Here is a 22,751-nt window from a genome sequence, read left to right as displayed (position 1 = left end):
GATTTGGCGGAAGCGGTGAGATTCGAACTCACGAACGGTTGCCCGTTGCCGGTTTTCAAGACCGGTGCAATCGACCACTCTGCCACGCTTCCTGCGCCGTGGATTCTAACCGTCTGGCAGACTCTTTTCTGCCAAGCTCTTCCATTAAGGCAATGCATTGCCGCACAATAGGCTGCTTGTAGCCCAAGGACGTTGCCATGAACGCTGCCCCTGTCGAAAGCCATCGCCTGTTCTCCCGAGTGCCCTTCAGCGCTGCCGTGACCTTGCATTTGCCTGGGCAGACGCTGGAGGTTGGTCTGCTGGATATTGCGCTGAAGGGCGCCATGGTGCAGACGACGCAGCCCGTGAGTCTGCGGCTGGAGGACCATTGCCAACTGCGGTTACCGTTGAACCACGATGGCGAGGTCATCACCATGGTGGGCCGCATTGCGCACCTGGAAGGTCGCCGCATTGGCATACGGTGCGAGCAGATGGATTTGACCAGTCTGACCTTGTTACGCCGCCTGCTTGAGCTCAACACCGGGGACGCCGACTTGATGCACCGCGAGTTATCGCAGTTGTTTGCCACCCACCCGACGGTTTAGGCCACGTTGCATTCGCGCCGCAACAGCGCCAGGGCGTCAGCCAGCTTGTGGTCGTGGTCGCTGCGCAGTGTGGTTTGTGCTTCCGCCACGAAGTTCTGCCACAGGTCGAGGTAGTCGTCCTGGTGTTGTTCCGGGGCATGGGTGCGGATGAAGGCCTCGGCCAGCTCGGGCTTCATCCCGGTTTTGCGTATTTTGCGAATCAGCGTGGCAGCGGATTTGTCCGTCAGCAGGGTTTTGGGGGCGGCGCCGGCCGCCACACACAACAACAGGGTCAGCAGGGTGCCATCGTCGCTGTGGCCCTGGGTGATCTTGTCCCAGGCGGCAGAACGGGCGCGATCATGCTGGCCAACTTCGCTGAGGGCGTCTTCCATCCAGAAATAACGGCCCATGAAGGCCGGCGTCTGGTCCAGCAGCTTGCGCAGGGGCAGGCGGGCGTCCAGCAGTTTGGGCAGGTCTGACAGCACACTGTCGCGCACCGACGCCACCACGGCACGGTAGTCGTCGGGCAGGTTTTTTGGCAGGGTCAGGGCTGCCGCAACTGCCGCCTGGTCCTTGCGGCGCAGTGTCAGCAGCATTTTTTCAAAAGCCACCCAGTCCGGCATTTCCTGGCGCCGGGTGGCGGTGACCAGCAGGGCGGTGCGGATGACGGCTTCGGCATCGGGTTCGAAGTCCTGCAGCTCGTCGGCAGACAGGCCCAACTGGTCTGCCAGCCAGACGGCTGCCTCCACCACCTGGGCCACGCGCTGGCGTTGCGCCAGCTCGGCGCGGTATTGTTCATGGCTGGCCAGGGACCAGCGAGCCAGTTGCGGGATGTGGCGATCGGTAAAGCCGCCACGCTCGTTCATGCCAAAGTGGGTGTTCTGGGGCATGACGATCAGGGCCTTGAGCATGTCGGAGCCGGCCTTGGAGCGCGACAGGAACGAGTGGTCGCGCAGCAGTTCGGCCGCTGCGCGCAAGTCGCCGCCGCTGGCTTCCTGCAGATGCAGACTGACCAGATTGACGATGCGGTCACGCGCCTTTTCCAGTTCCGGGCGCAGGAATTCGCTGCCAAAGTAGCGCGCGATTTGCACCATGCCTTTGGGCGCCTCCTGCGTGATGGCGTCGAGCTTGGCTTGGTTGATCAGGCCGTGTTGCACGCCGTAACGCAAGGTCTTTTCAAAGAAGGTGCTGTGGTCAAACAGCGAGACGGTGTGGGCTGCGCGGGAGGGGGACATGCGGTGCGGGGTCAGATGGCGGACTCTTCGTCGGACTCACGGGCCGCTGGCGTGGTCTGGCCCAGGTCCGTGTCGCGGGTTTCCACCTTGCCATCGTCTTCGGGCAGTTCCTGGTCGTCCAGACCGAGTTCAAAGGCGCGTGCCTTGGCGCGCAGCACCAGCAACATTTCGATGAACAGGTCAGGGCATTCGTGACGCAGCAGCCAGGCCATCTGCATCCAGTCCTGGTCGGCCACTTCGTCCTGTTCGATACGGGGCCGGGCCCAGGCGTTGGCACGCAGGTCGTCCTCGGACACCAGGTCACCGTCGTCCTCCACGGTGTCAAAGGTGCCGCTGCGGGCAAAAGCTTCGATGCGGCTCCATTTCTCTTCAAAATAGTCGGCCAGCGCTTCGCTGCCGCCTTCCAGGTCTCCAATGGCGTTCAGGAATTCGAGCGGCTCGGCGCCGTCACGGAAGATCACCGAATTCATCATGCCGCGCAAATGGGTGCGGGTCAGGTCACGGTACTGTTTTTCAATGACCACGGCGCGGGCAAATTGCTCCGGTGTGAGCATGAGGTTGATGATGGAAGACTTGGAGTTGTCGTACTCGCGGATCACGGCCAGCACGTCCTTGGGCGGCAGTTGTTCCAGCACCTCCATCAAGGCGCCATCACCCTGGCTGTCGGCCAGTTCAACCAGCGCCGACTCCGCGCCGGCAATGTCGCCAGCGGCGATCAGGGATTGGGTTTTTTCAATCAGGGCCAGATGGTGCATGTCATTCCTTGCGATCAAAACCCTGGCCTTCGAGCCAGTCGGCACCGGCTTCATCATGGTCCAGGTCACCACGACGGTGGTGGTCGTCATCCGCATCAAAATCATGGCCGTGATCAGGATGGCGGGGGTGTGGGTGGTTTTCGTGCTCAGCTTGTTCGTCCGGCTGGGCATGATCGTGATGGTGCGGCGAGGGCCGTTGGTACAAATACTCTAGCGTGGCCGCCACGGTCATGAACCAGGACCCCTGCGGCTCCTTGAGCAGGGGGGCGGCCAGATCCTTGGCCCACGGGGTGAGCTGGATGGCGTCTGCCAGGCTGTCCCAGTCAGGCAATTCGTCGGACTCCAGCGTCAGCATCTGCTCCATGACAGCCGGCAATTCAAAATGAAAGCCACCATGAAAAGCCACCGCCACCATTTCGGGGCTGGTTTCCATCATCTGGCTCAGAAAGGCCATCTGGCTGCGTTTTTCCAGCAAGCGCTGGCGCAGGACGTCACGGCCCTCCGAATCGGAGGTGAGGTCGTCAATCTCGGCTTGGTAGGACGAGCGCAGGGCGCGAAAATAGGCAGACATGCTCATGGCAGTACTTTCAATGGGGCCACGCTCAGATCAGGCGGCCGAAATAGTCCAGCCAGATGGTGCGGGCGGTGTCGATCGGGCTGTCCAGCAGATTGCGCTGGCGGTTGTCATCATAGGCTTTGCGCAGGGTTGGGTCAGACAGGACGTCGTAGGCCTCCTGTACCGCCCGAAATCGCGCCGGTGCATCGGCAGACGCATTGCGGTCGGGGTGATGCAAAGACGCCTGCTGGCGAAACGCTTTTTTGATGTCGGCCAGTGAAGCCGAGCTGCGCAGGCCCAAGGCAGAATAATGGTCTTTCATGATGGCAGTAAGCGTGAGCAGGGAGTTGGCGGCGCAACTTTGATTTTATCGCGCACGGTGTTGCAAGTTACAGTTCGGGGGAACGTCAATGCATGCAACGAACCGACCCATGACCGCCTCCATCTTGTCTGATACCGCATTTTTAAGCGATTTGCGCCGTCAGATGCTCAAGTTTGCGACCCTGCAGTTGTCCAATAGTCATCTGGCTGAAGATGCTGTGCAAGAGGCCTTGGTGGGGGCGCTGAAAAATGCCAAATCATTTGCCGGGCGTGCTGCCCTGAAGACCTGGGTGTTTGCCATCCTGAAAAACAAGATTGCCGACACGCTGCGACAGAAACAGCGCACGGTGGACGCCAGCAGCCTGCTGCGCGAAGATGAAGAAAACGAGGACTTCTCGGAGCTGTTTGACCGTGCGGGACATTGGTTGCCGGATGAAAGACCGGCGAGCTGGGGCAATCCACACGCGTCATTGCACCAGGAACAGTTCTGGAAGATCTTTCACGTCTGCCTGGAGGGCTTGCCGGGGAATCAGGCACGGGTGTTCATGATGAAAGAATTTGTCGAACTCGAAACAAATGAGATCTGCAGCGCGGTGGGTATCACCACCAGCAACCTCAATGTGATGCTGCACCGTTCGCGCTTGCGCCTGCGGGAGTGTCTGGAAAACAACTGGTTTCTCAAGGGAGAGCGGGCACCATGAACTGCCAAAAAGCCACACGCCTGATTTCAGAGGGGCAAGACCGGGCCCTGTCCCTGCCCGAGAAAATGACGCTGCGCGTGCATCTCCTGATATGTTCCGGCTGCAGGAACTTCAACCGGCAAGTGCCTTTTTTGAGCCAGGTGATGCAGGCGTATGCCCAGGGCCAGGACGAAAAGACCCCGAAATAGGCACTCAGGCCCGGACACCCTGGTGGCGTTGTGTGATCCAGTGGTCCAGCGACAGCTTGCCCGGCCCGTAGGTCACCAGATACAGCAGGACGGCCGCCCAGGTGCCGTGGGTGGGGTAGGCATCGGGGTAGACCAGCAGCTGGATGGTCATGGTCATGCCCAGCAGGGCCAGCGCCGACAGACGGGTGGCGAACCCCAACAGGATCAGCAGCGGGAAAAAATGCTCGGCAACGGCGGCCATGCTGGCGGCGATTTCAGGGGCCACCAGGGGCAGCCGGTATTCGTCCTTGAACAGTGGCACCACCGAATCCGACAGCTGTGGCCAACCCAGTATGAAGTGGCCGTTGACGATGTCGATGGCCAGCCCCTGTATTTTGGTTTGTCCCGATTTCCAGAACACGGCAGCAATGGAAAAACGTGCCAGCAGGGCCAGAGCCGATGGCGGAAACCGCCTGCAGATCGCTACAAAGCGGGGTATCAGGCGGGTGAGCGGTGATTGGGTGCCGGGCTGGTGGATGGGTTCAGTGTGGGTGGACATGGTCGGGGTCTCCAGAGGTGACGTAGGTGATGAGGTTGCAACGGATCAGCAGTGCCAGTGCGCTGGTCAGGTCGAAGTGGCTATCGGCGCTGACGGCGACCTGGACGGCTTCCATCAGGGGGCGGGCATGTTGCAAAGCCTGGACGAAGGTGCCGGTGGCCATGGTCACTGGCCGGGTCAGGGTTTCCAGTCCCTCCCGGTAGATCAGCACGGTTTGGGCCACTTGCGGGTCCACCCCGGAAATACACAACTCGCCCTGGTGGGCGGCCCAGAGTGAATAAATGGCGAAAGCGGAGTCAACCACCTGCACGCTGGGGTGTAACACCAGACGCACTGACAAAAGGCGTCGCGGGTCGGCCAGCGCCTGCTGCAGGGTGTCCGGGGCGGTGGCCTGCACGTCGGCGGCGTGGTAGGCCAGGACCCGGGCCATTTCCAGGCGCGCCACATCCGGCAGATAGGCCAGGTCAGCGGCTGGCGCAAAAGTGGCTACAAAATCGGCAAAAGACGTTCCATAAAAGGCCAGGACCCTGGAGAGCGGCGGCCGTGTTTGTGCAAACACGCGCGCCATGGCCCGAAAAAATTCCTCGCCCACCAGGGCCTGCACGACCGGAAAAGTGTCGGCCAGGGCGTCAATCAGCGAGACCGTCACATTGTTGCGATAAACCGCAAAGCGGGTGGCCGGGTCGGAGCCATTCCAGGTGACCAACTGGGCCGGGCATGCCAGTTCCGGGTCAAGCAGCGCCCGCGCAAACTGGGTCTGTGTGTTCATGCCACGGCCTCCCGGGGGACGGCCGCCGGTGCCCGGCAGGAGGATCGGGACGCCTGGCGCAGCAACTGGTCTGCCAGCCTGGCTTCAGCCAGCAAGACTGGCCATTCGGGGAGGTTGTTGTCTCTTTCGATCAAGGTGGGCACTGGCCCTGTCAGGTGCAGCGTCAGGGCATACAGGTCCCACACCGCTTGCGCCACGGGGGAGCCGTGGTCATCCACCAGCAACGCGTCCCCCAGGCTGTCGTGCTGCCGGGCAAAACCCGCCAGATGGATTTCGCCAACCTGCTGGAGCGGCAGCGCGCGGATATAGGCCTGGGCGTCGCGGTGATGGTTGATGCTGCAGACATAGGCGTTGTTGACGTCCAGCAGCAAGCCGCAGCCGGTGCGGCGGACCACCTCGCCCAGAAACCCGGCTTCGTCCATGGATGAATGGGCAAATTCCACATAGGTGGCCGGGTTTTCCAGCAACATGCGGCGCTGCAGGTGAGTCTGGACCTGGTCAATGTGGTCGCACACCCGCTGCAGGGTGCTGGCGTTGTAGGGCAGCGGCAGCAAATCGTTCAAATAGGTGTCGCCATGGGTTGACCAAGCCAGGTGCTCCGAGAACGAATGTGGTTGATAACGTGCCAGCAAGGTTTTCAGGGCATCCAGATGATCCCGATCCAAAGGGGCATCGGCCCCGATCGACAAGGCCACACCGTGCACCGAGAGCGCATGACGCTCGCGGATGCGGGTGAGGTAGTGGTGAAATGGCCCGCCCGGGACCATGAAATTCTCGGCGTGGACCTCGAAAAAACCGATGTCGGGCCGGGTGGCCAGAATGGTCTGGAAGTGCTGGCTTTTCAGTCCAACACCCGCCCGCACGGGCAAGGCCGGTGTGGGCGGGCCCGATGGGTCAGAAGGCAGGCAGGAAGACATGGTGCAACAGGGGGCGTGACGGCCGGATCAGGCCTTGACTTCCTTGAAGGCCTTGAGTTGGCCGAAACCGGTGGAAGAGGTTTTGGACATGGTTTTTTCGCAGGTGCCCTTCGGAACCAGTGACCAGGCGTTGCCTTGGTAATCCACCTTGGAGGTCCCGGCGCAAGTGGTGCCCGCGCCGGCGGCGCAGTCGTTCTTGCCTTTGAGGGCCACGCCAAAACACTTTTCCTTGTCGGCCGATTGCGCGGCCACCGGGTTCGCTGCCAGCGTCAGGGCCGCGCCCAGGGCCAGCGTCAGGGCGGCGGCAGAGACATGGCGGGGGGTAGTGGGGTTCTTCATTTCAATGACTTCCTCTCAATGGATGGTTGCAGGTTCGTTTGGCATGGCGTCGGAGGGCCGGGCCATGCTGAAGGGGTAGTCGTGGCCGTTCTGAACTTTCTTACACCGCGGGCGACTTTTTTTGCCAGGAGGTGCCGGCTGGGGGACGCGGTGAGGTGTTGGGCCGGTGTTACGATTTACCTTTTTTGGTTGGCCCCGGAAACCGGGCTAGAAGGACCGACGATTGAATCCCTCTGAAACCGAGTCCAAGGCGACGCTGACGGATCTGTATCGCACGATGGTGCGCATTCGTGCGTTCGAGAACGCGGCCGAAATTGCCAGCCAGGGCGGTGTCAGCGCCTATGGTCAAAGCGCCGCCGGGACGGCCCGGGTGCGCGGCCCCTTGCACCTGTCAACGGGGCAGGAAGCCGTGCCCGCCGGGGTGTGTGCGCATCTGCGGCCCGACGATTACCTCACCTCCACCCACCGCGGCCATGGGCACACCCTGGCCAAAGGGGCCGACATGGGGCGCATGATGGCCGAGCTGTTTGGCAAAGCCACCGGTTTCAACGGCGGCAAGGGCGGCTCGATGCACATCGCTGATTTTTCGGTCGGTATGCTGGGCGCCAACGGGGTGGTGGCAGCGGGTTTGCCAATTGCCGTGGGTGCGGCGCACGCGCAAAAACTGCAGGGGACGAACGCCATCACCGTCTGTTTTTTTGGTGACGGTGCCATCAATCGGGGGCCGTTTCTGGAAGCGCTGAACTGGGCCAAGGTGCATGCCTTGCCGGTGTTGTTTGTCTGTGAAGACAACCGCTGGAGTGCCACCACCGCGAGTGCGCCCATGACCGCCGGTCCAGGGGCGTCGGCCCGGGCGCTGAGCATGGACATTGCCGCCACACAGGTGGATGGCAATGACGTCATCGAGGTGTATCAGGCGGCGCAGTCGCTGGTTCAGCAGGTGCGAGCCGGCCAGGGGCCGCGTCTGTTGCATGCGCTGACCTACCGCGTCAAGGGCCATGTTTCGGTGGACCCGGCAGCTTACCGCGACCCGCAAGAACTCGCAGCGGCGCTGCAAACTGACCCGATTGCCCGACTTCGTGAACGTTTTATGGCTCTGGCCCAGACAAACAATGCATTGGATGCTATAGAAAATGAAGCAAATGCCGAGGTGGAGGCAGCCTTGATCGCCGCCGATGGGGCACCATGGCCGCTGGCCAGTGCCGCTTACACAGACATCCAGGACACCGGAGCCGGCACATGGTTTTGAGCGCAACACCTCACCAGACTGAAACTTTGAGTTATGCCCAGGCGGCGGTGCGGGCGCTGCAGTGCGACATGTTGGCCGACCCACGTGTGGTGGTGCTGGGTGAAGACGTGGGCCGCGGGGGCATTTTTGGCCAGTACGCTGGTCTGCAACAGCAGTTTGGCGCCCAACGCGTGATTGACACCCCGATCAGCGAGGCTGCCATCATGGGCGCCGGGGTCGGTATGGCGCTGGCCGGTCTGCGCCCGGTGGTGGAGATGCGGGTGGCAGACTTTGCCTTGTGTGGCATGGACGAGATCGTCAACCAGGCGGCCAAAAACCGCTTCATGTTTGGTGGTCAGGGCCGGGTGCCCCTGGTGGCCCGTCTTCCTGGCGGCATCTGGGACGCCTCAGCGGCCCAGCACTCGCAGTCGTTTGAGGCCTGGTTTGCGGCACTGCCCGGCGTGGTGGTGGTGTGCCCCTCGACGCCGCAGGACAATTATTCGCTGTTGCGTGCCGCACTGGCCTGTGGTGACCCGGTGATCTACATCGAGCACAAGACCCTGTGGGGCAGCCAGGGTGTGGTGGATGCTGGCGTCCAGGTGCCGCTGGGGCGGGCGGCGATCCGGCGTAGCGGTTCGGCGCTGACGCTGGTGAGCTGGAGCCGCCAGGCCTTGGTGTGTGCGCAGGCGTGTGAGGTGCTGGTTGCCGAAGGCATCGAGGTGGAATTGATCGATCTGCGTTCCATCTGGCCCTGGGACCGTGAATGCGTGCTGGCCTCAGTGGCCAAAACAGGGCATTTGCTGGTGGTTCACGAAGCCATCCAGGCCGCTGGCTTTGGGGCCGAAATCGCCGCCACTGCCGCCGAGGCCACCGGCTGCAAGGTCAAGCGCCTGGGGGCGCCACGTATTCCGGTGGGATACGCCCCGGTGCTGGAGGCGCAGTCGCGCATCAGCGCTGACAACGTCGCGGCGTCCGTGCGCAGCATGCTGTCATCCCATTGAACTCAGGTATTTCCCCATGGCCGAGGCTCGGCTTTGGTCCTAAACTGTGATTGTTCTTTATGCATTTACCCCACGAACCCACCCACTTGCCGATTGAGGTGCCAGACCCGGCGGCGCAGGATGAAGTCACGGTCATCCCGCTCAAGATCGAGGACTGGCTCACGGTCATCGTCATGGGCCTGCTGGCGCTGATCACCTTTGCCAATGTGCTGGTGCGTTATTTCACCAGCCAGTCGTTTGCCTGGACCGAGGAGTTCTCGGTGTTTTTGATGATTGTGCTGGCGCTGGTGGCGGGCTCGGCCTCGGTGGCGCGTAACCGCCAGATCCGCATTGAATTCTTTGCCGACAGCGGTTCGCCTGCCCGCCAGCGCGCGCTGGCACGTTTTGGTGCGCTGATGGTGTTCCTGCTGTTTGCCCTGATCGCCGTGCTCAGCACGCGGGTGGTCTGGGATGACTTCCGCTTTGGCGAGACCTCGCCGGGCATCGGGGTGCCGCAGTGGTGGTACACGATCTGGCTGCCGGTGATGTCGGTGGCCATTGCCGGACGGGCCCTGGGCCTGTTCATCCGCCGGGGGCGGCGCGCATGATTCCGACGCTTCTGTTCGTCGCCTTTCTCGTGATGATGCTGATGGGCGTGCCCATCGGTGCGGCGCTGGGTCTGGCGGGCGCTGGTTGTATCGCGCTGGCCAACGCCGACGCCCAGTGGTTTGGCCTGCTGGCCGTGCCGCAGAATTTTTATGCCGGTCTGGGCAAGTACCCGCTGCTGGCGATTCCGATGTTCGTGCTGGTTGGCTCGATCTTTGACCGCTCCGGCGTGGCGCTGCGGCTGGTCAACTTTGCGGTGGCGCTGGTTGGCCGTGGCCCCGGCATGTTGCCGCTGGTGGCGATTGTGGTGGCCATGTTCCTGGGGGGCATCTCGGGCTCGGGCCCGGCCAACGCGGCCGCCGTGGGCGCGGTGATGATTGCCGCCATGTCGCGCGCCGGTTATCCGGCGGCGTTTTCGGCCAGCGTGGTGGGCGCCGCGGCGGCCACCGACATCCTGATTCCGCCCTCGGTGGCGTTCATCGTCTACTCGGTGCTGGTGCCGGGCGCTTCGGTGCCGGCGCTGTTTGCGGCAGGCATGATTCCTGGCGTGCTGGCCGGTCTGGCGCTGATCATCCCGACCGTGTTGCTGGCGCGCAAACACAAGATGGGGGCGCTTGAATCGAGCCTGCCGCGGCCGCCGTTCTGGCGCAGCCTGCGCGAGGCGTCCTGGGGGCTGGCCGCGCCGGTGCTGATCCTCGGTGGCATGCGCGCGGGCTGGTTCACGCCGACCGAGGCCGCCGTGGTGGCGGTGTTCTACGGGCTGTTTGTGGGCATGGTGATCCATCGAACCATCCAGGTGCGTGACCTGTTTGTCATTCTGCGTGAGTCGGGCGAGTTGTCGGCCATCATCCTGCTGGTGGTGTCGCTGGCGGGCATTTTTGCCTTTTCGCTGTCCACGCTGGGCGTCATCGACCCGGTCACCAAGGCCATCGTCAATTCGGGCCTGGGCGAATATGGCGTGCTGTCACTGCTGATCCTGATGTTGATCACCGTGGGCATGTTTCTTGACGGCGTGTCGATCTTCCTGATCTTTGTGCCGCTGTTGTGGCCCATCGTGCAGCACTACCAGTGGGATCCGGTCTGGTTCGGCGTGATCCTCACGCTGAAGGTGGCGCTGGGCCAGTTCACCCCGCCGCTGGCGGTGAACCTGATGGTGTCGTGCCGCATTGCCGGCGTGCGCATGGAAGAGACCGTGCGTTGGGTGGGCTGGATGCTGTTGTCGATGTTCCTGGTGATGGTGGCGGTGATTGCCTGGCCGGAACTGGCACTGTGGTTGCCGCGTTATCTGGGTTATTGACCCCGCGGAAGATATTTTTTTAACAGGAGACTTGAACCATGAAATTGCGTAGAACCCTTCTCGGCCTGGTCGCTGCTGCAGCGGCCCTGGGCTCTTTTGCGACCGCGGCCACCGCACAGGCGGCCTACAAGGCTGAATACCGCATGTCACTGGTGCTGGGCCCGGGCACACCCTGGGGCAATGGCGGCAAGATCTGGGCTGACCTGGTCAAGGAGCGCACGCAGGGCCGCATCAACATCAAGCTCTACCCCGGCGTTTCGCTGATCCAAGGTGACCAGACGCGCGAATTTTCAGCACTGCGCCAGGGTGTCATTGACATGGCCGTGGGCTCAACCATCAACTGGTCTCCCCAGGTCAAGCAGCTCAACCTGTTTTCACTGCCGTTCCTGATGCCCGACTACGCCGCCATTGACGCGCTGACCCAGGGCGACGTGGGCAAGAAAATCTTCCAGACGCTGGACAAGTCCGGTGTGGTGCCGCTGGCCTGGGGTGAAAACGGCTATCGCGAAGTGACCAACTCCAAACGCCCGATCAAGTCGCCGGCCGACCTCAAGGGCATGAAGATCCGTGTGGTGGGCTCACCCATCTTCTCGGACATGTTCAGTGCCCTGGGCGCCAACCCCACGCAGATGAGCTGGGCCGATGCCCAGCCGGCATTGTCCAGCGGCGCGGTGGACGGGCAGGAGAACCCCTTGTTCCTGTTCACCGTGCTGAAGATGCACACGGTCGGCCAGAAATTTGTCACCACCTGGGGTTATGTGGCTGATCCGCTGATCTTCGTGGTCAACAAGGACATCTGGAACTCCTGGACGCCAGCTGACCAGGCCATCGTGCGCCAGGCCGCCGTGGATGCGGGCCAACAGGAGCTGGCCCAGGCCCGCAAAGGGCTGGTGGAGGCCGACAAGCCGGTGCTCAAAACCATTGCCGACATGGGTGTGACCGTCACCTCGCTGAGCGCTGCCGAGCGTGACGCCTTTGTCAAGGCGACGCGCCCGGTGTATGACAAGTGGAAGGTCACGGTTGGCGCGGACCTGGTGGCCGCCGCGGAGCGTGCTGTCGCCGCGCGTAAGAAGTAATTCCACACGACACCAGCACCAAGGCTTCTCTCGGGAGGCCTTTTTTGACATGAGCGCCTTGCGCATCGTTGATTCGATCACCCAACTCGGCCCGCAGGACGCCGGTTGTGTGGCCGTGAGTGGTTCACACGGCGGCATCAGCTCAGCCCGGTACGCGGCGGCAGCCCGGCCAGTGCTGAGTGTGTTCAACGACGCGGGTGTTGGCAAGGATCAGGCCGGACTGGCGGCCTTGCCGTTCCTGCAGGCGCAGGGTCTGGCCGCGTGCACGGTGGCGCACCACAGTGCCCGCATTGGTGAGGCGGCCAGCACATTGGCTGACGGTGTCGTCAGCCATGTGAACCCGCTGGCCCAGGCGCTGGGGGTGGCGGTGGGGCAATCGTGCCAGCGGGTTGTCCAGCAGCTGCAAGACCGGAGCCAACACCAAGACGCCAGGGCGGCCTGCAGTGGTCCGGGCTGAGATCGACTTCAACTGTCCAGGTACACCACGCGATTTCGGCCCTCACGTTTGGCCTGGTACAGGGCGTCGTCGGCCAGGCGCAAGGTGTGCTGGTAATCGGGATGGCCGTTGTACATGGTCAGACCGATGCTGATGGTCAGCTTCAGTGATTTGTCCAGGGGCAGCCGGAAGATCTCATGCTCAACCTGGTGGCGCAATTTTTGCGCCACCATCATCGCGCTGGCGCTGCCGACGTCCACCAACAGCATGAGAAATTCCTCGCCGCCCATGCGGAAAATATAGTCCCCTCCACGGCAGGTGTTGTTCAGGATCAGCCCCAGCTGCTGCAACACCGCGTCGCCGCCCTCATGACCATGTGTGTCATTGACCAGCTTGAAGTGGTCGATGTCCAGGGCCAGCAGGGCAAAACTGCTTTTGCGCTTGCGGGCAAAGTGAACCTCCTTGCTCATCACCACCGGCAGGTATTTGCGATTGAGCAGGCGGGTGAGCGCGTCGCGCCCGGCTTCCAATTCATTGTTTTGCTCAAACAGGTTGTCCAGATGATAGGCAATGCCTTTGGTGGCCTCGTGCAATTCGCGCATCTGTCTGATCCGATCCGCTTGTGAGTCGGGACGAACGAGGGCAAACACGGGCAGCAACACCTCATCGATGTGATCAATGGCATCCATGATCAGCCCCGCCTCGGGTGAACCATGGAAGGCATGCAGGCCTTTGTGACGGAACCACAGGCCGAATTCGGAGGTGCTGATGCGCGGCAATTGGGCGGCGTCGGTCCCGACCGCCTGCTCAAACATCATCTGGTTTTCCCAGGCCAGCAAGGCGGCTTTCTGGCGTTCCCGCTCAGCGCCCACATGTTGCGAAATGGAGAACAGGCGGTACGCCTCTTCGGAGCGGGACTGGCGGTCATGCGAGCCCGAATAGGCCTGGCTCATGATCTCCATGGAGGTGTCAATCACATTGGCCACAAAGCGGCTGGCCATGTAGCTGTTGGCCGTTCCCAGCGTGTCGTCTGCGTGGATGACCTCGCTGAACCGCTCCTTCAGGCGGCGGGCACCACGCAGCACCAGATGCACCGGGATGCCAATGCGGGCATGGACTTCGCCGATTTGGACTTGTTGTGCAATCAGTGGCGCCAGGGCATCCACGGTTTGCGCTGAGAACAGGCTTTCCACCCAGCGCTGCATCGAACGGTGCAGCCGATCCTGCACCTGATGGTGGGAAAGAAACTGCGAGGCCGTTGGGTCGGCGAGCATGTGGTCGTAAAAGTAGGTCGCCAGGGCTTCCTGGTGCAGAGAGGCAAGGGTTTGCACGCGTTGCCGGACGGTCTCGGTCTGGCTGGTCAGCAAATATTCCCATTCCTGGGTGAGGCGTTCGGGGGAGATTTTCGGCATGGTTCGGGTGTTGCGAGCGCAGTGACGGGGCAAACCTGTCGATTTTCCGCTTCCCGGGCGATTCAAGCTTGAAACAAAATCAATTTGGAGGAACTATTTCTCCTTTTTGGCTTGACGGCGTGTGGTGCGCCTGCCCACAGGTTTTCCGCCGATGGCCGGACACCCCGCCAGGCCGCTGCCTGGTTGATACTTTTTTAAAGACTTTTCGGCCTCTAGCCCGGAAGAAATAAGCCTGAATAGCTATAAAAAATATAGCTATATTCGACTGTCACCCGTCTGACAGCTGACGCCAGGCCTGGGCCAGAGCTGGCGCCATACCGACGGCGTTGCTCGGGTGGGCAATGCAGTCGGTGCTCCAGACCTCGCCGACACCCGCAGCGCGGATGACCGGCAGCGCATCTTCGGCAAACAGCGCGTGGGTGACGGCCACGTCGACCGAGGCGGCGCCGGCGGCCAGCAACAGCTGCGCCGCCCGCGCCAGGGTGCGCCCGCTGCTGGCCACATCGTCCATCAGCACCACGCAGCGGCCACGCACATTGATCGCGGGCAGAACAATATCCACCGCCTTGTCACCGTGGCGCACTTTGTGACAGACCGCGCGGTCAAAGCCGTGGCGGACCGCCGCCTGGTCCACCCACTGGGCGGATTCGCTGTCCGGCCCGATCAGGAAGGCGCCGGGCCGGCGTTGGGCGATCCAGTCGCCCAGCAGCGGCGCACCACTGATCACCACCGCCTGGGCGACCGGGATGGCCTGCTCCAGCGCGGAAATGCGGTGCAGATGCGGGTCGACGGTGATCACGGCGTCAAACAGCGTCGCCAGGAAATGGCCAACGATCTGCTGGCTGACCGCCTCCCCCGGCAGGAAGGCGACGTCCTGGCGCATGTAGGCCAGGTACGGCGCCACCAGCGTCAGGTGGCGGGCGCCCAAGGTGCGGGCGGTGCGCGCCGCCAGCAACAATTCGACCAGCTTTTCGTTGGGCTGGGCCAGGCTGCGCAACAGCACCACCCGTTCGGGCAAGGTGGCTGGCAGGCGCAGCTTGAGTTCACCGTCCGGGAAACGGTGCCGGTGGATGACGGCAGCCGACAGGGCGGCCGCATCGGCCAGGCGCATGGCCGCATCGTGTTCGTCGTCGAAGTGCAGCAGACAGGGGCGGATGGGCATCAAAACTCCACAAACACATGGGGCAGGTCGGCAACGACGCCGATGGTGTAGCCGCTGGCTTTGCTGCTGAGTTGCTGGGCGAAGCCCAGGTCGGTTTGAAACTCGGCATGGACCCGGTACAACACGTCACCAGCGGCGACGGGGTCACCCAGCTTGCGCAGCAGGTCGACACCGGCACCATGTACCTTGGGAGCGCCGGCGAGCCGCGCCAGCCGGGCAATCACCATGTTGTCGATGCCGGTGACCACGCCATCGGATTCGGCACGTACCTCAAACGTCAGGGTTCCGAGCTGGGGCTGGTTGTGATCAAAGTGGTGCGAACCCTGGGCCTGGATGATGGCATTCATGCGGGTCAGAGCGCGGCCCGAATCCAGGATGTCCCGGGCGATGGCAAAACCGTCGCCACCGCGTACGTCGGGGCTGGATTCGATCAAGCGCCCGGCTAGGCGCAGCGCCTTTTGCCGCAGGTCCATCGGCGCCCGCGGGTCGTTTTCCAGTACCCGCATGACGTCACGCGCTTCCAGGTTGGGGCCGATGCCAAAACCGATCGGCTGGCGCCCATCGGTGATGACCACATCCAGCGACAGATCCAGGCGCTTGGCCACATATTCGAACAGGCGGCGCAGCCGCTGCGCCTCCGGCATCGAGCGCACCTTGGCGGAGGGGCCTATTGGGATGTCGAGCACCAGATGGGTGGAACCGGCGGCAATTTTTTTGGACAGGATCGACGCCACCATCTGGCCGGGGGAATCGAGCGAGAGGGGGCGCTCCACCGAGATCAGCACGTCGTCGGCCGGAGACAGGTTGGCGGTACCACCCCAGGCGAGGCAGCCGCGATGGGTGTGGACAATTTCCTGCAGCTGCCTGAACGGCAATTCAACCGAGGCCAGCACTTCCATGGTGTCGGCGGTGCCGGCCGGTGAGGTGATGGCGCGTGAGGAGGTCTTGGGACACAACATGCCGTGAGCCGCCACAATCGGCACGATCAGCATCGAGGTGCGGTTGCCGGGAATACCGCCGATGCAATGTTTGTCGACCACCGGGTGTTCGTGCCAGTCGAGCTTGCGTCCGGCTTCGATCATCGCCTGGGTCAGGAAATAGACCTCCTCGCGGTCGAGTTCGTCCCGGTTGGTGGCGACGACAAACGCCGTCAGTTCGATCTTGGAGTAGTGGTGTTCGGTGACGTCATTCACGATGGCGCGAAAGTCGTCCAGCGCCAGCCGTTCACCGCCGAGTTTGCGGTGCAAGGCGCCAATCGACTCGGGTGGCTCGGCCTGAGACACCGTGGCGGTCTGTTGCTCCTTGGCGCCAAGCTGAACAAAAGCCGCCTTGGACAGGCCAAGCTGCCCGCAGGCCACAATGGTTTCATCGTCCACCACGTTCAGGCTGGCCAGAATGCTGCGGCCATTGACCCGGATTTCCACCTTGGACAGGGCCTTGAAGCCTTCGGCCCGGTAGACCGCGCAGTCCCGGTGCAGGTAGGCCACGTTCTCGTGGTAGGTGTCGATCAGGACCCGGTGCAAGGCGAGTCTGGAAGCAGGTTCATGGTGGTTGGGCGCGACACTGGGCGCCAGAACGGCATCAGGATGTTGGGTCATGGCCGATAGCCTACACCAGAATGGCGCCGCCATGGCACACCTGCCTGGTCGCCCGCCGGTCAGGCCATCTGGCTGATGGTCCTGCGAAACCGGGCCAGCGACAAGGCAAACAGGACCGAGCCAATCAGCAGCAGGGCCACAAACGAGGTCCAGACCACGGCCAGCCCGGCGCCCCGGTACAGAATGGCCTGGCTCAGTTCGGTGAAGTGGGTGGTGGGGGCGAGTGACATGACGTATTGCACCCAGAGTGGCATGCTTTCACGCGGCGTCATGCCGCCCGAGAGCAGCTGCAGCGGCATCATGGTCAGCATCATCAGCAGGCCGAACTGCGGCATGCTGCGGGCCAAGGTGGCCATGAAGATGCCCATGGACGTGGTGGCAAACAGATGCAGGGTGGCCCCGATCAGAAACAAGCCGATCGAGCCTTCGATCGGCACCCGCAGCATCCCCTGGATCACCACCGTGAGGGCGACCCCGGTGGCCAGCAGCACCACCAGCGCCATGGCCCAGACCTTGGCCAGCATGATCTCGGTCGGCGTCACGGGCATGACCAGCAGGTGTTCAACCGTGCCGTGCTCACGCTCGCGGATCAGTGCCGCGCCGGTCAGGATGATGGACAGCATGGTGATGTTGTTGACCACCTCCATCAGCGAGCCAAACCAGGACGATTGCAGCGCCGGGTTGAAGCGCGCCCGCAGGGCCAGTTCCACAGGCAGGGTTGTCGCCCCGCGATGGCGCTGAACGAATTCATTGACTTCGCCGATAACGATCTGCCCGATGGCGCCGCTGCCGGCAAAGGACTGGCTCATGCGCGTGGCGTCCACGTTGAGCTGAACCGCCGGGGCGCGTCCAGCCAGCACGTTGCGCTGGAAATTGGGCGGAATCACCAGCACGAAGGTGAAGCGTCCAGAGTCCAGCACGGGGTCAACCTCGGCATGGCTGATGCGCACCGGTGCGGTGAACTGCGGCGGGTACAACGCCGTGATGATTCGACTCGACAAAGCCGAGTCATCTTCATCCACGATGGCGATCGGGGTCTTGTGCAGTGTCTCCGGCATGGCCGTGGCGGCCACATAAATGGCCACTGTGAAGGTGTAGATGATGAGGATCAGCATCATCGGGTCGCGCCACAGGCTCCACAACTCCTTGATGCCCAGGCGGTAGATGTTGGCGAGGTGGCGCATGGCTCTTCAGCGCTCCTGCTTTTTCAGTAGCGCAATCGAAGCGCCCAGCAAGACCGGCACCGCGATCAGCAGGGGCCAGAAGGCGCCACGCAGGTCGCCGAAATCCAGCGCCTTGCTGAACACCCCGCGGCTGATGCTGAACATGTAGGTGGCCGGATAGATTTGCCCGATCACCCGGCCAACACCTTCCAGCGATGACACCGGGTTGATCAGGCCGGCAAACTGCACCGCCGGAAGAATGGTGCCCACCATGGCGAAGAACATGGCCGCAATCTGGCTGCGCGTGACGGTGGACGCCAGCAACCCCATGGCGGTGGAACTCAGGCTGAACAGCAGGGCCGCCAGCGTCAGGGCGCCAAAGCTGCCGGTGATGGGCACACCAAACACTGTGACCGCCAGCAGGCTCATGAAGCCGAAGTTGAGCATCGCCAGTGCCACATAGGGCATCTGTTTGCCCAGCAGGAATTCGGTGCGGGTGGTGGGGGTGACGTACAGGTTGATGATGGAGCCCAGCTCTTTCTCGCGCACCACCGCCAGCGCCGTGAGCATGGCTGGCAACATCAGCAGCAGCATCGGGATCACCGCAGGCACCATGGCCGGCAGGCTTTTGACATCGGGGTTGTAGCGAAAACGGGTTTCGACATTGGCCGTGCTGGCCAACTGCAGACCGGTACGGGCGCGGATCTGCTGCGTGAGCCAGTGCAGGTGCATGCCCTGCACATAACCCATCACGGTCTCGGCGCGTTGCGGCATCGCGCCATCGACCCAGGCGCCGATCTGTACCGCCTGGCCGCGGGCCACGTCACGTGCGAAACCCGAAGGGATTTCGATCGCCAGGGACAGCTCGCCGGTGCGCATGCGCCGGTCCAGCTCGGCATCGTCATGGATCGGTGGGCGCTCCGTGAAGTAGCGCGACCCCGCCAGATGGAGCGCATAGTTCTGGCTCAGGCCGGTCTGGTCGCGGTCCAGCACCGCGTAGCGCAGGTTTTCCACATCCATGCTGATGCCATAACCGATCACAAACATCAGCAGCATGGAGCCAAGCAGGGCCAGCGCGCCACGCACCGGGTCGCGCTGCAGCTCCAGCGTCTCGCGCCACATGTAGCTGTAGACCCGGCTCAGGCTGCGCTGAAAGCGCTGTGCCAGGTCTGGCCGCCGTGGGGTGGCGGGCACCGCATTCCCGGTCGCCGCGGCAGTGGGCGGCTGGCTGGCGGGCAAGGCCCCGCCATCGGCTTCGACCAGGGCCTGGATAAAGGCTTCTTCCAGTGTGCTGGCCCCCCGCTTGGCCACCAGGGCGGCGGGGGTATCACTGTCGAGCACACGCCCGGCGTGCATCAGTGAAATACGGTCGCAGCGTTCGGCCTCGTTCATGAAGTGGGTGGAAATGAAGATCGTGACTTTGTCGCGCCGGGACAGCGCCATCATCAGGCGCCAGAAATTGTCACGCGCGATCGGGTCCACGCCGGAGGTGGGCTCGTCCAGGATCAGCAACTCGGGCTGGTGCACCACGGCCACGGCCAGCGACAGGCGTTGACGGATGCCCAGTGGCAGTTTTTCCGGCAGCTGGTCCACGTTGTCCTGCAAGTCAAAACGCGCCACCATGTCCTGAACCCGGGCCGGGACCTCGGCCTCGGGCACATGGAACAGCCGGGCATGCAGTACCAGGTTCTGCCGCACCGTGAGCTCACTGTAGAGCGAAAAGGCCTGCGACATGTAACCCACCCGCCGGCGCGTGATCATGTCCTTGGAATCCACCGCCTTGCCAAACAGCAAGGCCTCCCCGGCGCTGGCGGGCAACAGGCCGGTCAGCATCTTCATGGTGGTCGATTTGCCGCAGCCGTTGGAGCCGAGAAAACCGAAGATTTCGCCGCGGCGGATGCGCAGGTCCACCTGATCGACGGCGACAAAGTCGCCGAAACGCATGGTCAGCCCCCGGGCCTCGATGGCCATCTCGGCCGGGGTGTCGAGTGCCAGCGCCTGCCGCTCGACCGGCAGGTGGCCGCGCTTCTTTTCCGGCGGCAGCAGCGCAATGAAAGCGGCCTCCAGATTGGCACCGCCAGTTTGGGCCAGCAGATCAGCCGGTGCCCCGGTGGCCAGCACCTGGCCGTCGTCCATGGCGACCAGCCAGTCAAAGCGCTGGGCTTCGTCCATGTAGGCGGTGGCAACCACCACACTCATCTGCGGGCGCAGGCGGCGGATGCCGGCAATCAGCTCCCAGAACTGGGCGCGTGCCAGCGGATCCACCCCGGTGGTGGGTTCGTCCAGAATCAGCAGGTCCGGGTCATGAATCAGCGCACAGCACAGGCCCAGCTTTTGTTTCATGCCGCCCGAGAGCTGGCCGACCGGGCGGGACAGGAACGGGTACAAGCCGGTGCTGCGGGTGAGCAGGTCAATGCGGCGGCGGCGCTCGGTGGCGTCGTGGCCGAACAGGCGCGCAAAAAACTGCAGGTTCTCCTCGACCGACAGGGTCGGGTACAGGTTCTTGCCCAGCCCCTGCGGCATGTAGGCGATGCGTGGGCAGACCGCGTTGCGGTGGCGTTGGCTGGCCATGTCACCGCCCAGCACCTGCACCTGACCCTGCTGCAGGGCGCGGGCCCCCGAGATCAGCGCCAGCAGGCTGGACTTGCCGACACCATCCGGGCCGATCAGGCCGACCATGCAGCGGGCCGGAATGTCAAGGTGGATGCCCGTCAGGGCCGCCACCTTGCCGTAGCGCAGACCGACATTGGTCAGCCGAACCACGGGGGGAGGTGCCGCCATGCCTTACTCCGGCACCTTCACCGTCAGGCGGGCGGGCCAGACAGCCTGGGGGTCGAGTTTGAGCCAGGCTACGCCGGGCAGGCCGGTCTTGACCACGGCCTGGTGTTTGCGCAGCAACTCGGGGGCGATCTGCGCCTTGACACGAAACATCAGCTTTTGCCGCTCACTGGCGGTCTCTACGGTCTTGGGGGTGAACTGCGCGCTGCTGGCCACGAATGACACCTTGGCTGGAATCACAAACTGGGGCGCGGCATCGAGCACGATGCGCACCTCGCTGCCCAGCGCCACCTTGCCAGCGGCCTGTTCAGGCAGGAAGAAGGTCATGTAGACATCGGACAGGTCAACCAGATTGAGCACCTTGCCACCACCGCCAATGACCTCACCGGGCTGGGCAACGCGGTACTGCACCCGGCCATCACGCGGTGAGGTGAGGGCGCTGTCAGCCAATTCCACCTCGATGCGGGCCTGCGTGGCCTGGGCCGCCTTGACACTTGAGCCGGCACTGCTGACCTGGGCCTGGGCTGCCACCACGGCGGCCTGGGCGGCCTTCACCTGGGCCAGGGCGGCAGCCAAGGCGGCGTGCAGGCTGTTGACCCGGGCGCGGTCATCGTCGAGCTCCTGCCCGGAAGAGGCGCCTTCCTTGGCCAGTGTTTCGGAGCGCGCCAGCCGACGTTGGGCGGCGTCGAGTTCACTTTCGCGCTGCTTGACCAAGGCCAGCACCGCCTGATGGTCACTGTCGCGCAGCGCCACCTGGGCCTGCGCGCCGACCACACTTTGCTGGGCCTGTTGCAGCCTGGCGATGGCTTCGTCGCGCTGGGCCTGCAGGCTTTGCACCTGCATGTGTGCCAGCACCTGCCCGGCTTTGACGAACTCCCCCTCGGCCACCAGAATGTCGGCCACCCGGCCGGCGATTTTGGTGGCGACGTCAATTTCAGTGGCTTCGATGCGTCCGTTGCCGCTGACAAAGCCGGCTCCCAGTTCCTGCTTGTGCCATTGTTGCCAGCCCAGGTAGGCCACGCCGGCCAGCACCGGCACCACGGCCAGGGAAAGCACGGTTTTCAAGGTCAGTTTCATGGGGCGGTCCTGTGGTGTATTACGGGGTGGGGTGCTTGGCCTGGCCAGCTTGATCCGGTTGCATGCCACCTCCCAGTGCGGCATACAGAGCCACCTGGGCCGCCAATTCGGCGCGGCGTGTCTGTACCAGCGATTGTTCCGCTGCCAGCCGGTCACGCTCGGCGTCCAGCACTTCCAGGTAACGGATGGCGCCGTTGTCATACCGCAGCTTGGCCAGACGGCTGCGCTCGTTTTGCAGCGTGAGTGTTGCGCGCAGGGTGTTGACCTGCTGCGCCAGCCAATGCCGGGCTGACAAGGCGTCGGACACATCCCGGAAGGCGGCCTGGATGGCGTGTTCGTAGCGGACGATGGCTTGTTCACGCCGGACAGCGGCCAGGTCCAGCGCGGCCTGGCGCCGGCCCCCGTCGAGTATCGGCAGTGACAGCAGCGGGGCGAAGGTCCAGGCCTGGCTGCCGCCCTGGAACAGGCCGTCCAGTGCGGCACTGGCGGTGCCGGCCGAGGTGGTCAGGGCGATGCGCGGGAAAAAAGCAGCGCGGGCCGCCTCGACGCTGGCCCGGGCCGCCAGCAAGTCGTGTTCGGCGGCCACGATATCGGGGCGCCGCACCAGCAGCTCGGACGGCAGTCCTGGCGCCAGGTCGCGGCTCAGGGTCAGGTGGTCCAGTCCTTGGGTGGCCATGGGCCAATCCACCGCTGTACCGGCCAGCAGGTGCAGGGCATGGCGCTGGGTGGCGCGGGCCTGCTCCAGCTGGGCCACCAGGGTATTGGCCTGTTGCCAGAGCAGCTCGACCTGGGTCAGCTCCAGGCGCGAGGTGGCGCCCAATGCCACCCGCCGTTGGAAGATCCGCAGCGACTCGGCCCGGCTGGTCAGCGTGCGCTGCGCCAGCGTCAGGCGTTCATCCAGCTCGCGCAAGGCCAGGTAGCTGTTGGCCACCTGGGCGATCAGGCCCACCGTCACCGCCTGTTGTGCCGCTTGCGTGGCCAGATAGGTTTGCAACGCGGCTTCATTGAGGTGGCTGACCCGGCCCCAGAAATCAATCTCCCAACTCGAAAAGCCGA

Annotated in this window: 24 protein-coding genes and 1 tRNA gene; 9 read left to right on the top strand and 16 right to left on the bottom strand. The window is 63.5% G+C overall.

The window, feature by feature from the left end:
- Window positions 1-4 precede the first annotated feature (4 nt).
- Window positions 5-92, bottom strand: a tRNA-Ser gene (locus PHW99_RS12705).
- A 105-nt stretch (window positions 93-197) separates the two neighbouring features.
- On the opposite strand from PHW99_RS12705, the gene PHW99_RS12700 reads away from it, so the two are divergent.
- Window positions 198-584 (top strand): PilZ domain-containing protein, encoded by a 387-nt coding sequence (locus PHW99_RS12700; protein ID WP_300177973.1) that lies wholly within the window; start codon window positions 198-200, stop codon window positions 582-584.
- On the opposite strand, the gene PHW99_RS12695 is transcribed toward PHW99_RS12700, so the two are convergent.
- Genes PHW99_RS12695 through PHW99_RS12680 form a run of 4 tightly spaced genes read right to left on the bottom strand, consistent with a single transcriptional unit; the run spans window position 581 to window position 3,431 of the window.
- Window positions 581-1,798 carry a hypothetical protein gene (locus PHW99_RS12695; RefSeq protein WP_300177971.1) on the bottom strand — a complete coding sequence of 406 codons (1,218 nt, stop codon included), beginning with the start codon at window positions 1,796-1,798 and terminating at the stop codon, window positions 581-583. The genes PHW99_RS12700 and PHW99_RS12695 overlap by 4 nt on opposite strands.
- A gap of 11 nt (window positions 1,799-1,809) precedes the next feature.
- Window positions 1,810-2,553: a hypothetical protein gene (locus PHW99_RS12690; protein ID WP_300177968.1), complete on the bottom strand. Its 744-nt coding sequence runs from the start codon at window positions 2,551-2,553 to the stop codon at window positions 1,810-1,812.
- 1 nt (window position 2,554) lies between these two features.
- On the bottom strand, window positions 2,555-3,130 hold the full coding sequence (locus tag PHW99_RS12685; protein WP_300177965.1) for a hypothetical protein: 576 nt from the start codon (window positions 3,128-3,130) through the stop codon (window positions 2,555-2,557).
- Window positions 3,131-3,155: 25 nt separating this feature from the next.
- Window positions 3,156-3,431, bottom strand: coding sequence for a DnaJ domain-containing protein (locus PHW99_RS12680; RefSeq protein ID WP_300177962.1), 276 nt, complete (start codon window positions 3,429-3,431; stop codon window positions 3,156-3,158).
- Window positions 3,432-3,519: 88 nt separating this feature from the next.
- Between PHW99_RS12680 and PHW99_RS12675 the strand changes: the two genes are divergently transcribed.
- Both PHW99_RS12675 and PHW99_RS12670 read left to right on the top strand, forming a co-directional pair.
- On the top strand, window positions 3,520-4,131 hold the full coding sequence (locus tag PHW99_RS12675; protein WP_300177960.1) for an RNA polymerase factor sigma-70: 612 nt from the start codon (window positions 3,520-3,522) through the stop codon (window positions 4,129-4,131).
- A complete protein-coding gene (locus tag PHW99_RS12670; RefSeq protein ID WP_300177957.1) occupies window positions 4,128-4,319 on the top strand; it encodes a zf-HC2 domain-containing protein in 192 nt (63 codons plus the stop codon). Before PHW99_RS12675 ends, PHW99_RS12670 begins: the two co-directional genes overlap by 4 nt.
- 4 nt (window positions 4,320-4,323) lie before the next feature.
- Here the strand turns inward: PHW99_RS12670 and PHW99_RS12665 are convergent, their stop codons facing one another.
- The 4 genes from PHW99_RS12665 to PHW99_RS12650 are packed head-to-tail and all read right to left on the bottom strand — an operon-like array spanning window position 4,324 to window position 6,882.
- Window positions 4,324-4,857, bottom strand: coding sequence for a DoxX family protein (locus tag PHW99_RS12665; protein WP_300177954.1), 534 nt, complete (start codon window positions 4,855-4,857; stop codon window positions 4,324-4,326).
- On the bottom strand, window positions 4,841-5,626 hold the full coding sequence (locus PHW99_RS12660; RefSeq protein ID WP_300177951.1) for a DNA-binding domain-containing protein: 786 nt from the start codon (window positions 5,624-5,626) through the stop codon (window positions 4,841-4,843). The genes PHW99_RS12665 and PHW99_RS12660 overlap by 17 nt, the downstream gene beginning before the upstream one ends.
- Window positions 5,623-6,543: a DUF692 domain-containing protein gene (locus tag PHW99_RS12655; RefSeq protein ID WP_300177948.1), complete on the bottom strand. Its 921-nt coding sequence runs from the start codon at window positions 6,541-6,543 to the stop codon at window positions 5,623-5,625. The genes PHW99_RS12660 and PHW99_RS12655 overlap by 4 nt, the downstream gene beginning before the upstream one ends.
- A gap of 27 nt (window positions 6,544-6,570) precedes the next feature.
- Complete coding sequence (locus tag PHW99_RS12650) at window positions 6,571-6,882, bottom strand: DUF2282 domain-containing protein (RefSeq protein WP_300177945.1); 312 nt, start codon at window positions 6,880-6,882, stop codon at window positions 6,571-6,573.
- A 277-nt stretch (window positions 6,883-7,159) separates the two neighbouring features.
- On the opposite strand from PHW99_RS12650, the gene PHW99_RS12645 reads away from it, so the two are divergent.
- The 6 genes from PHW99_RS12645 to PHW99_RS12620 are packed head-to-tail and all read left to right on the top strand — an operon-like array spanning window position 7,160 to window position 12,526.
- Window positions 7,160-8,131, top strand: coding sequence for a thiamine pyrophosphate-dependent dehydrogenase E1 component subunit alpha (locus PHW99_RS12645; protein WP_300177975.1), 972 nt, complete (start codon window positions 7,160-7,162; stop codon window positions 8,129-8,131).
- Window positions 8,122-9,111, top strand: a complete 990-nt coding sequence (locus PHW99_RS12640; RefSeq protein ID WP_300177942.1) for a transketolase C-terminal domain-containing protein — start codon at window positions 8,122-8,124, stop codon at window positions 9,109-9,111. Before PHW99_RS12645 ends, PHW99_RS12640 begins: the two co-directional genes overlap by 10 nt.
- A 59-nt stretch (window positions 9,112-9,170) precedes the next feature.
- Complete coding sequence (locus tag PHW99_RS12635; RefSeq protein WP_300177937.1) at window positions 9,171-9,698, top strand: TRAP transporter small permease; 528 nt, start codon at window positions 9,171-9,173, stop codon at window positions 9,696-9,698.
- Window positions 9,695-10,993, top strand: coding sequence for a TRAP transporter large permease (locus tag PHW99_RS12630; protein WP_300177934.1), 1,299 nt, complete (start codon window positions 9,695-9,697; stop codon window positions 10,991-10,993). The genes PHW99_RS12635 and PHW99_RS12630 overlap by 4 nt, the downstream gene beginning before the upstream one ends.
- Window positions 10,994-11,031: 38 nt before the next feature.
- A complete protein-coding gene (locus PHW99_RS12625; RefSeq protein WP_300177931.1) occupies window positions 11,032-12,069 on the top strand; it encodes a DctP family TRAP transporter solute-binding subunit in 1,038 nt (345 codons plus the stop codon).
- A gap of 49 nt (window positions 12,070-12,118) precedes the next feature.
- Window positions 12,119-12,526: a hypothetical protein gene (locus PHW99_RS12620; protein WP_300177928.1), complete on the top strand. Its 408-nt coding sequence runs from the start codon at window positions 12,119-12,121 to the stop codon at window positions 12,524-12,526.
- Window positions 12,527-12,534: 8 nt separating this feature from the next.
- On the opposite strand, the gene PHW99_RS12615 is transcribed toward PHW99_RS12620, so the two are convergent.
- The 7 genes from PHW99_RS12615 to PHW99_RS12585 all read right to left on the bottom strand — a co-directional run.
- Window positions 12,535-13,917, bottom strand: coding sequence for a diguanylate cyclase (locus PHW99_RS12615; protein WP_300177925.1), 1,383 nt, complete (start codon window positions 13,915-13,917; stop codon window positions 12,535-12,537).
- A 268-nt stretch (window positions 13,918-14,185) separates the two neighbouring features.
- On the bottom strand, window positions 14,186-15,079 hold the full coding sequence (locus tag PHW99_RS12610) for a ribose-phosphate diphosphokinase (protein ID WP_300177922.1): 894 nt from the start codon (window positions 15,077-15,079) through the stop codon (window positions 14,186-14,188).
- Window positions 15,079-16,677 (bottom strand): thymidine phosphorylase family protein, encoded by a 1,599-nt coding sequence (locus PHW99_RS12605; RefSeq protein WP_300177919.1) that lies wholly within the window; start codon window positions 16,675-16,677, stop codon window positions 15,079-15,081. Before PHW99_RS12605 ends, PHW99_RS12610 begins: the two co-directional genes overlap by 1 nt.
- Window positions 16,678-16,736: 59 nt before the next feature.
- Complete coding sequence (locus PHW99_RS12600; protein WP_300177916.1) at window positions 16,737-17,861, bottom strand: ABC transporter permease; 1,125 nt, start codon at window positions 17,859-17,861, stop codon at window positions 16,737-16,739.
- Between the two features lie 6 nt (window positions 17,862-17,867).
- Entirely contained in the window at window positions 17,868-20,621 is a 2,754-nt protein-coding gene (rbbA, locus tag PHW99_RS12595; RefSeq protein WP_300177913.1) for a ribosome-associated ATPase/putative transporter RbbA, read from the bottom strand.
- A 3-nt stretch (window positions 20,622-20,624) separates the two neighbouring features.
- Window positions 20,625-21,695, bottom strand: coding sequence for an efflux RND transporter periplasmic adaptor subunit (locus PHW99_RS12590; RefSeq protein ID WP_300177910.1), 1,071 nt, complete (start codon window positions 21,693-21,695; stop codon window positions 20,625-20,627).
- Window positions 21,696-21,714: 19 nt separating this feature from the next.
- The coding region (locus PHW99_RS12585) for an efflux transporter outer membrane subunit (protein ID WP_300177907.1) at window positions 21,715-22,751 on the bottom strand (1,037 nt) is incomplete at its 5' end.

Origin of the sequence: Rhodoferax sp., from assembly GCF_028689305.1 — a bacterium.
In the GTDB taxonomy this organism is placed as follows: Bacteria; Pseudomonadota; Gammaproteobacteria; order Burkholderiales; family Burkholderiaceae_C; genus Rhodoferax.
Note: the sequence above shows the minus strand (reverse complement) of the source record. Positions and strands in the feature narration are given on the sequence as shown.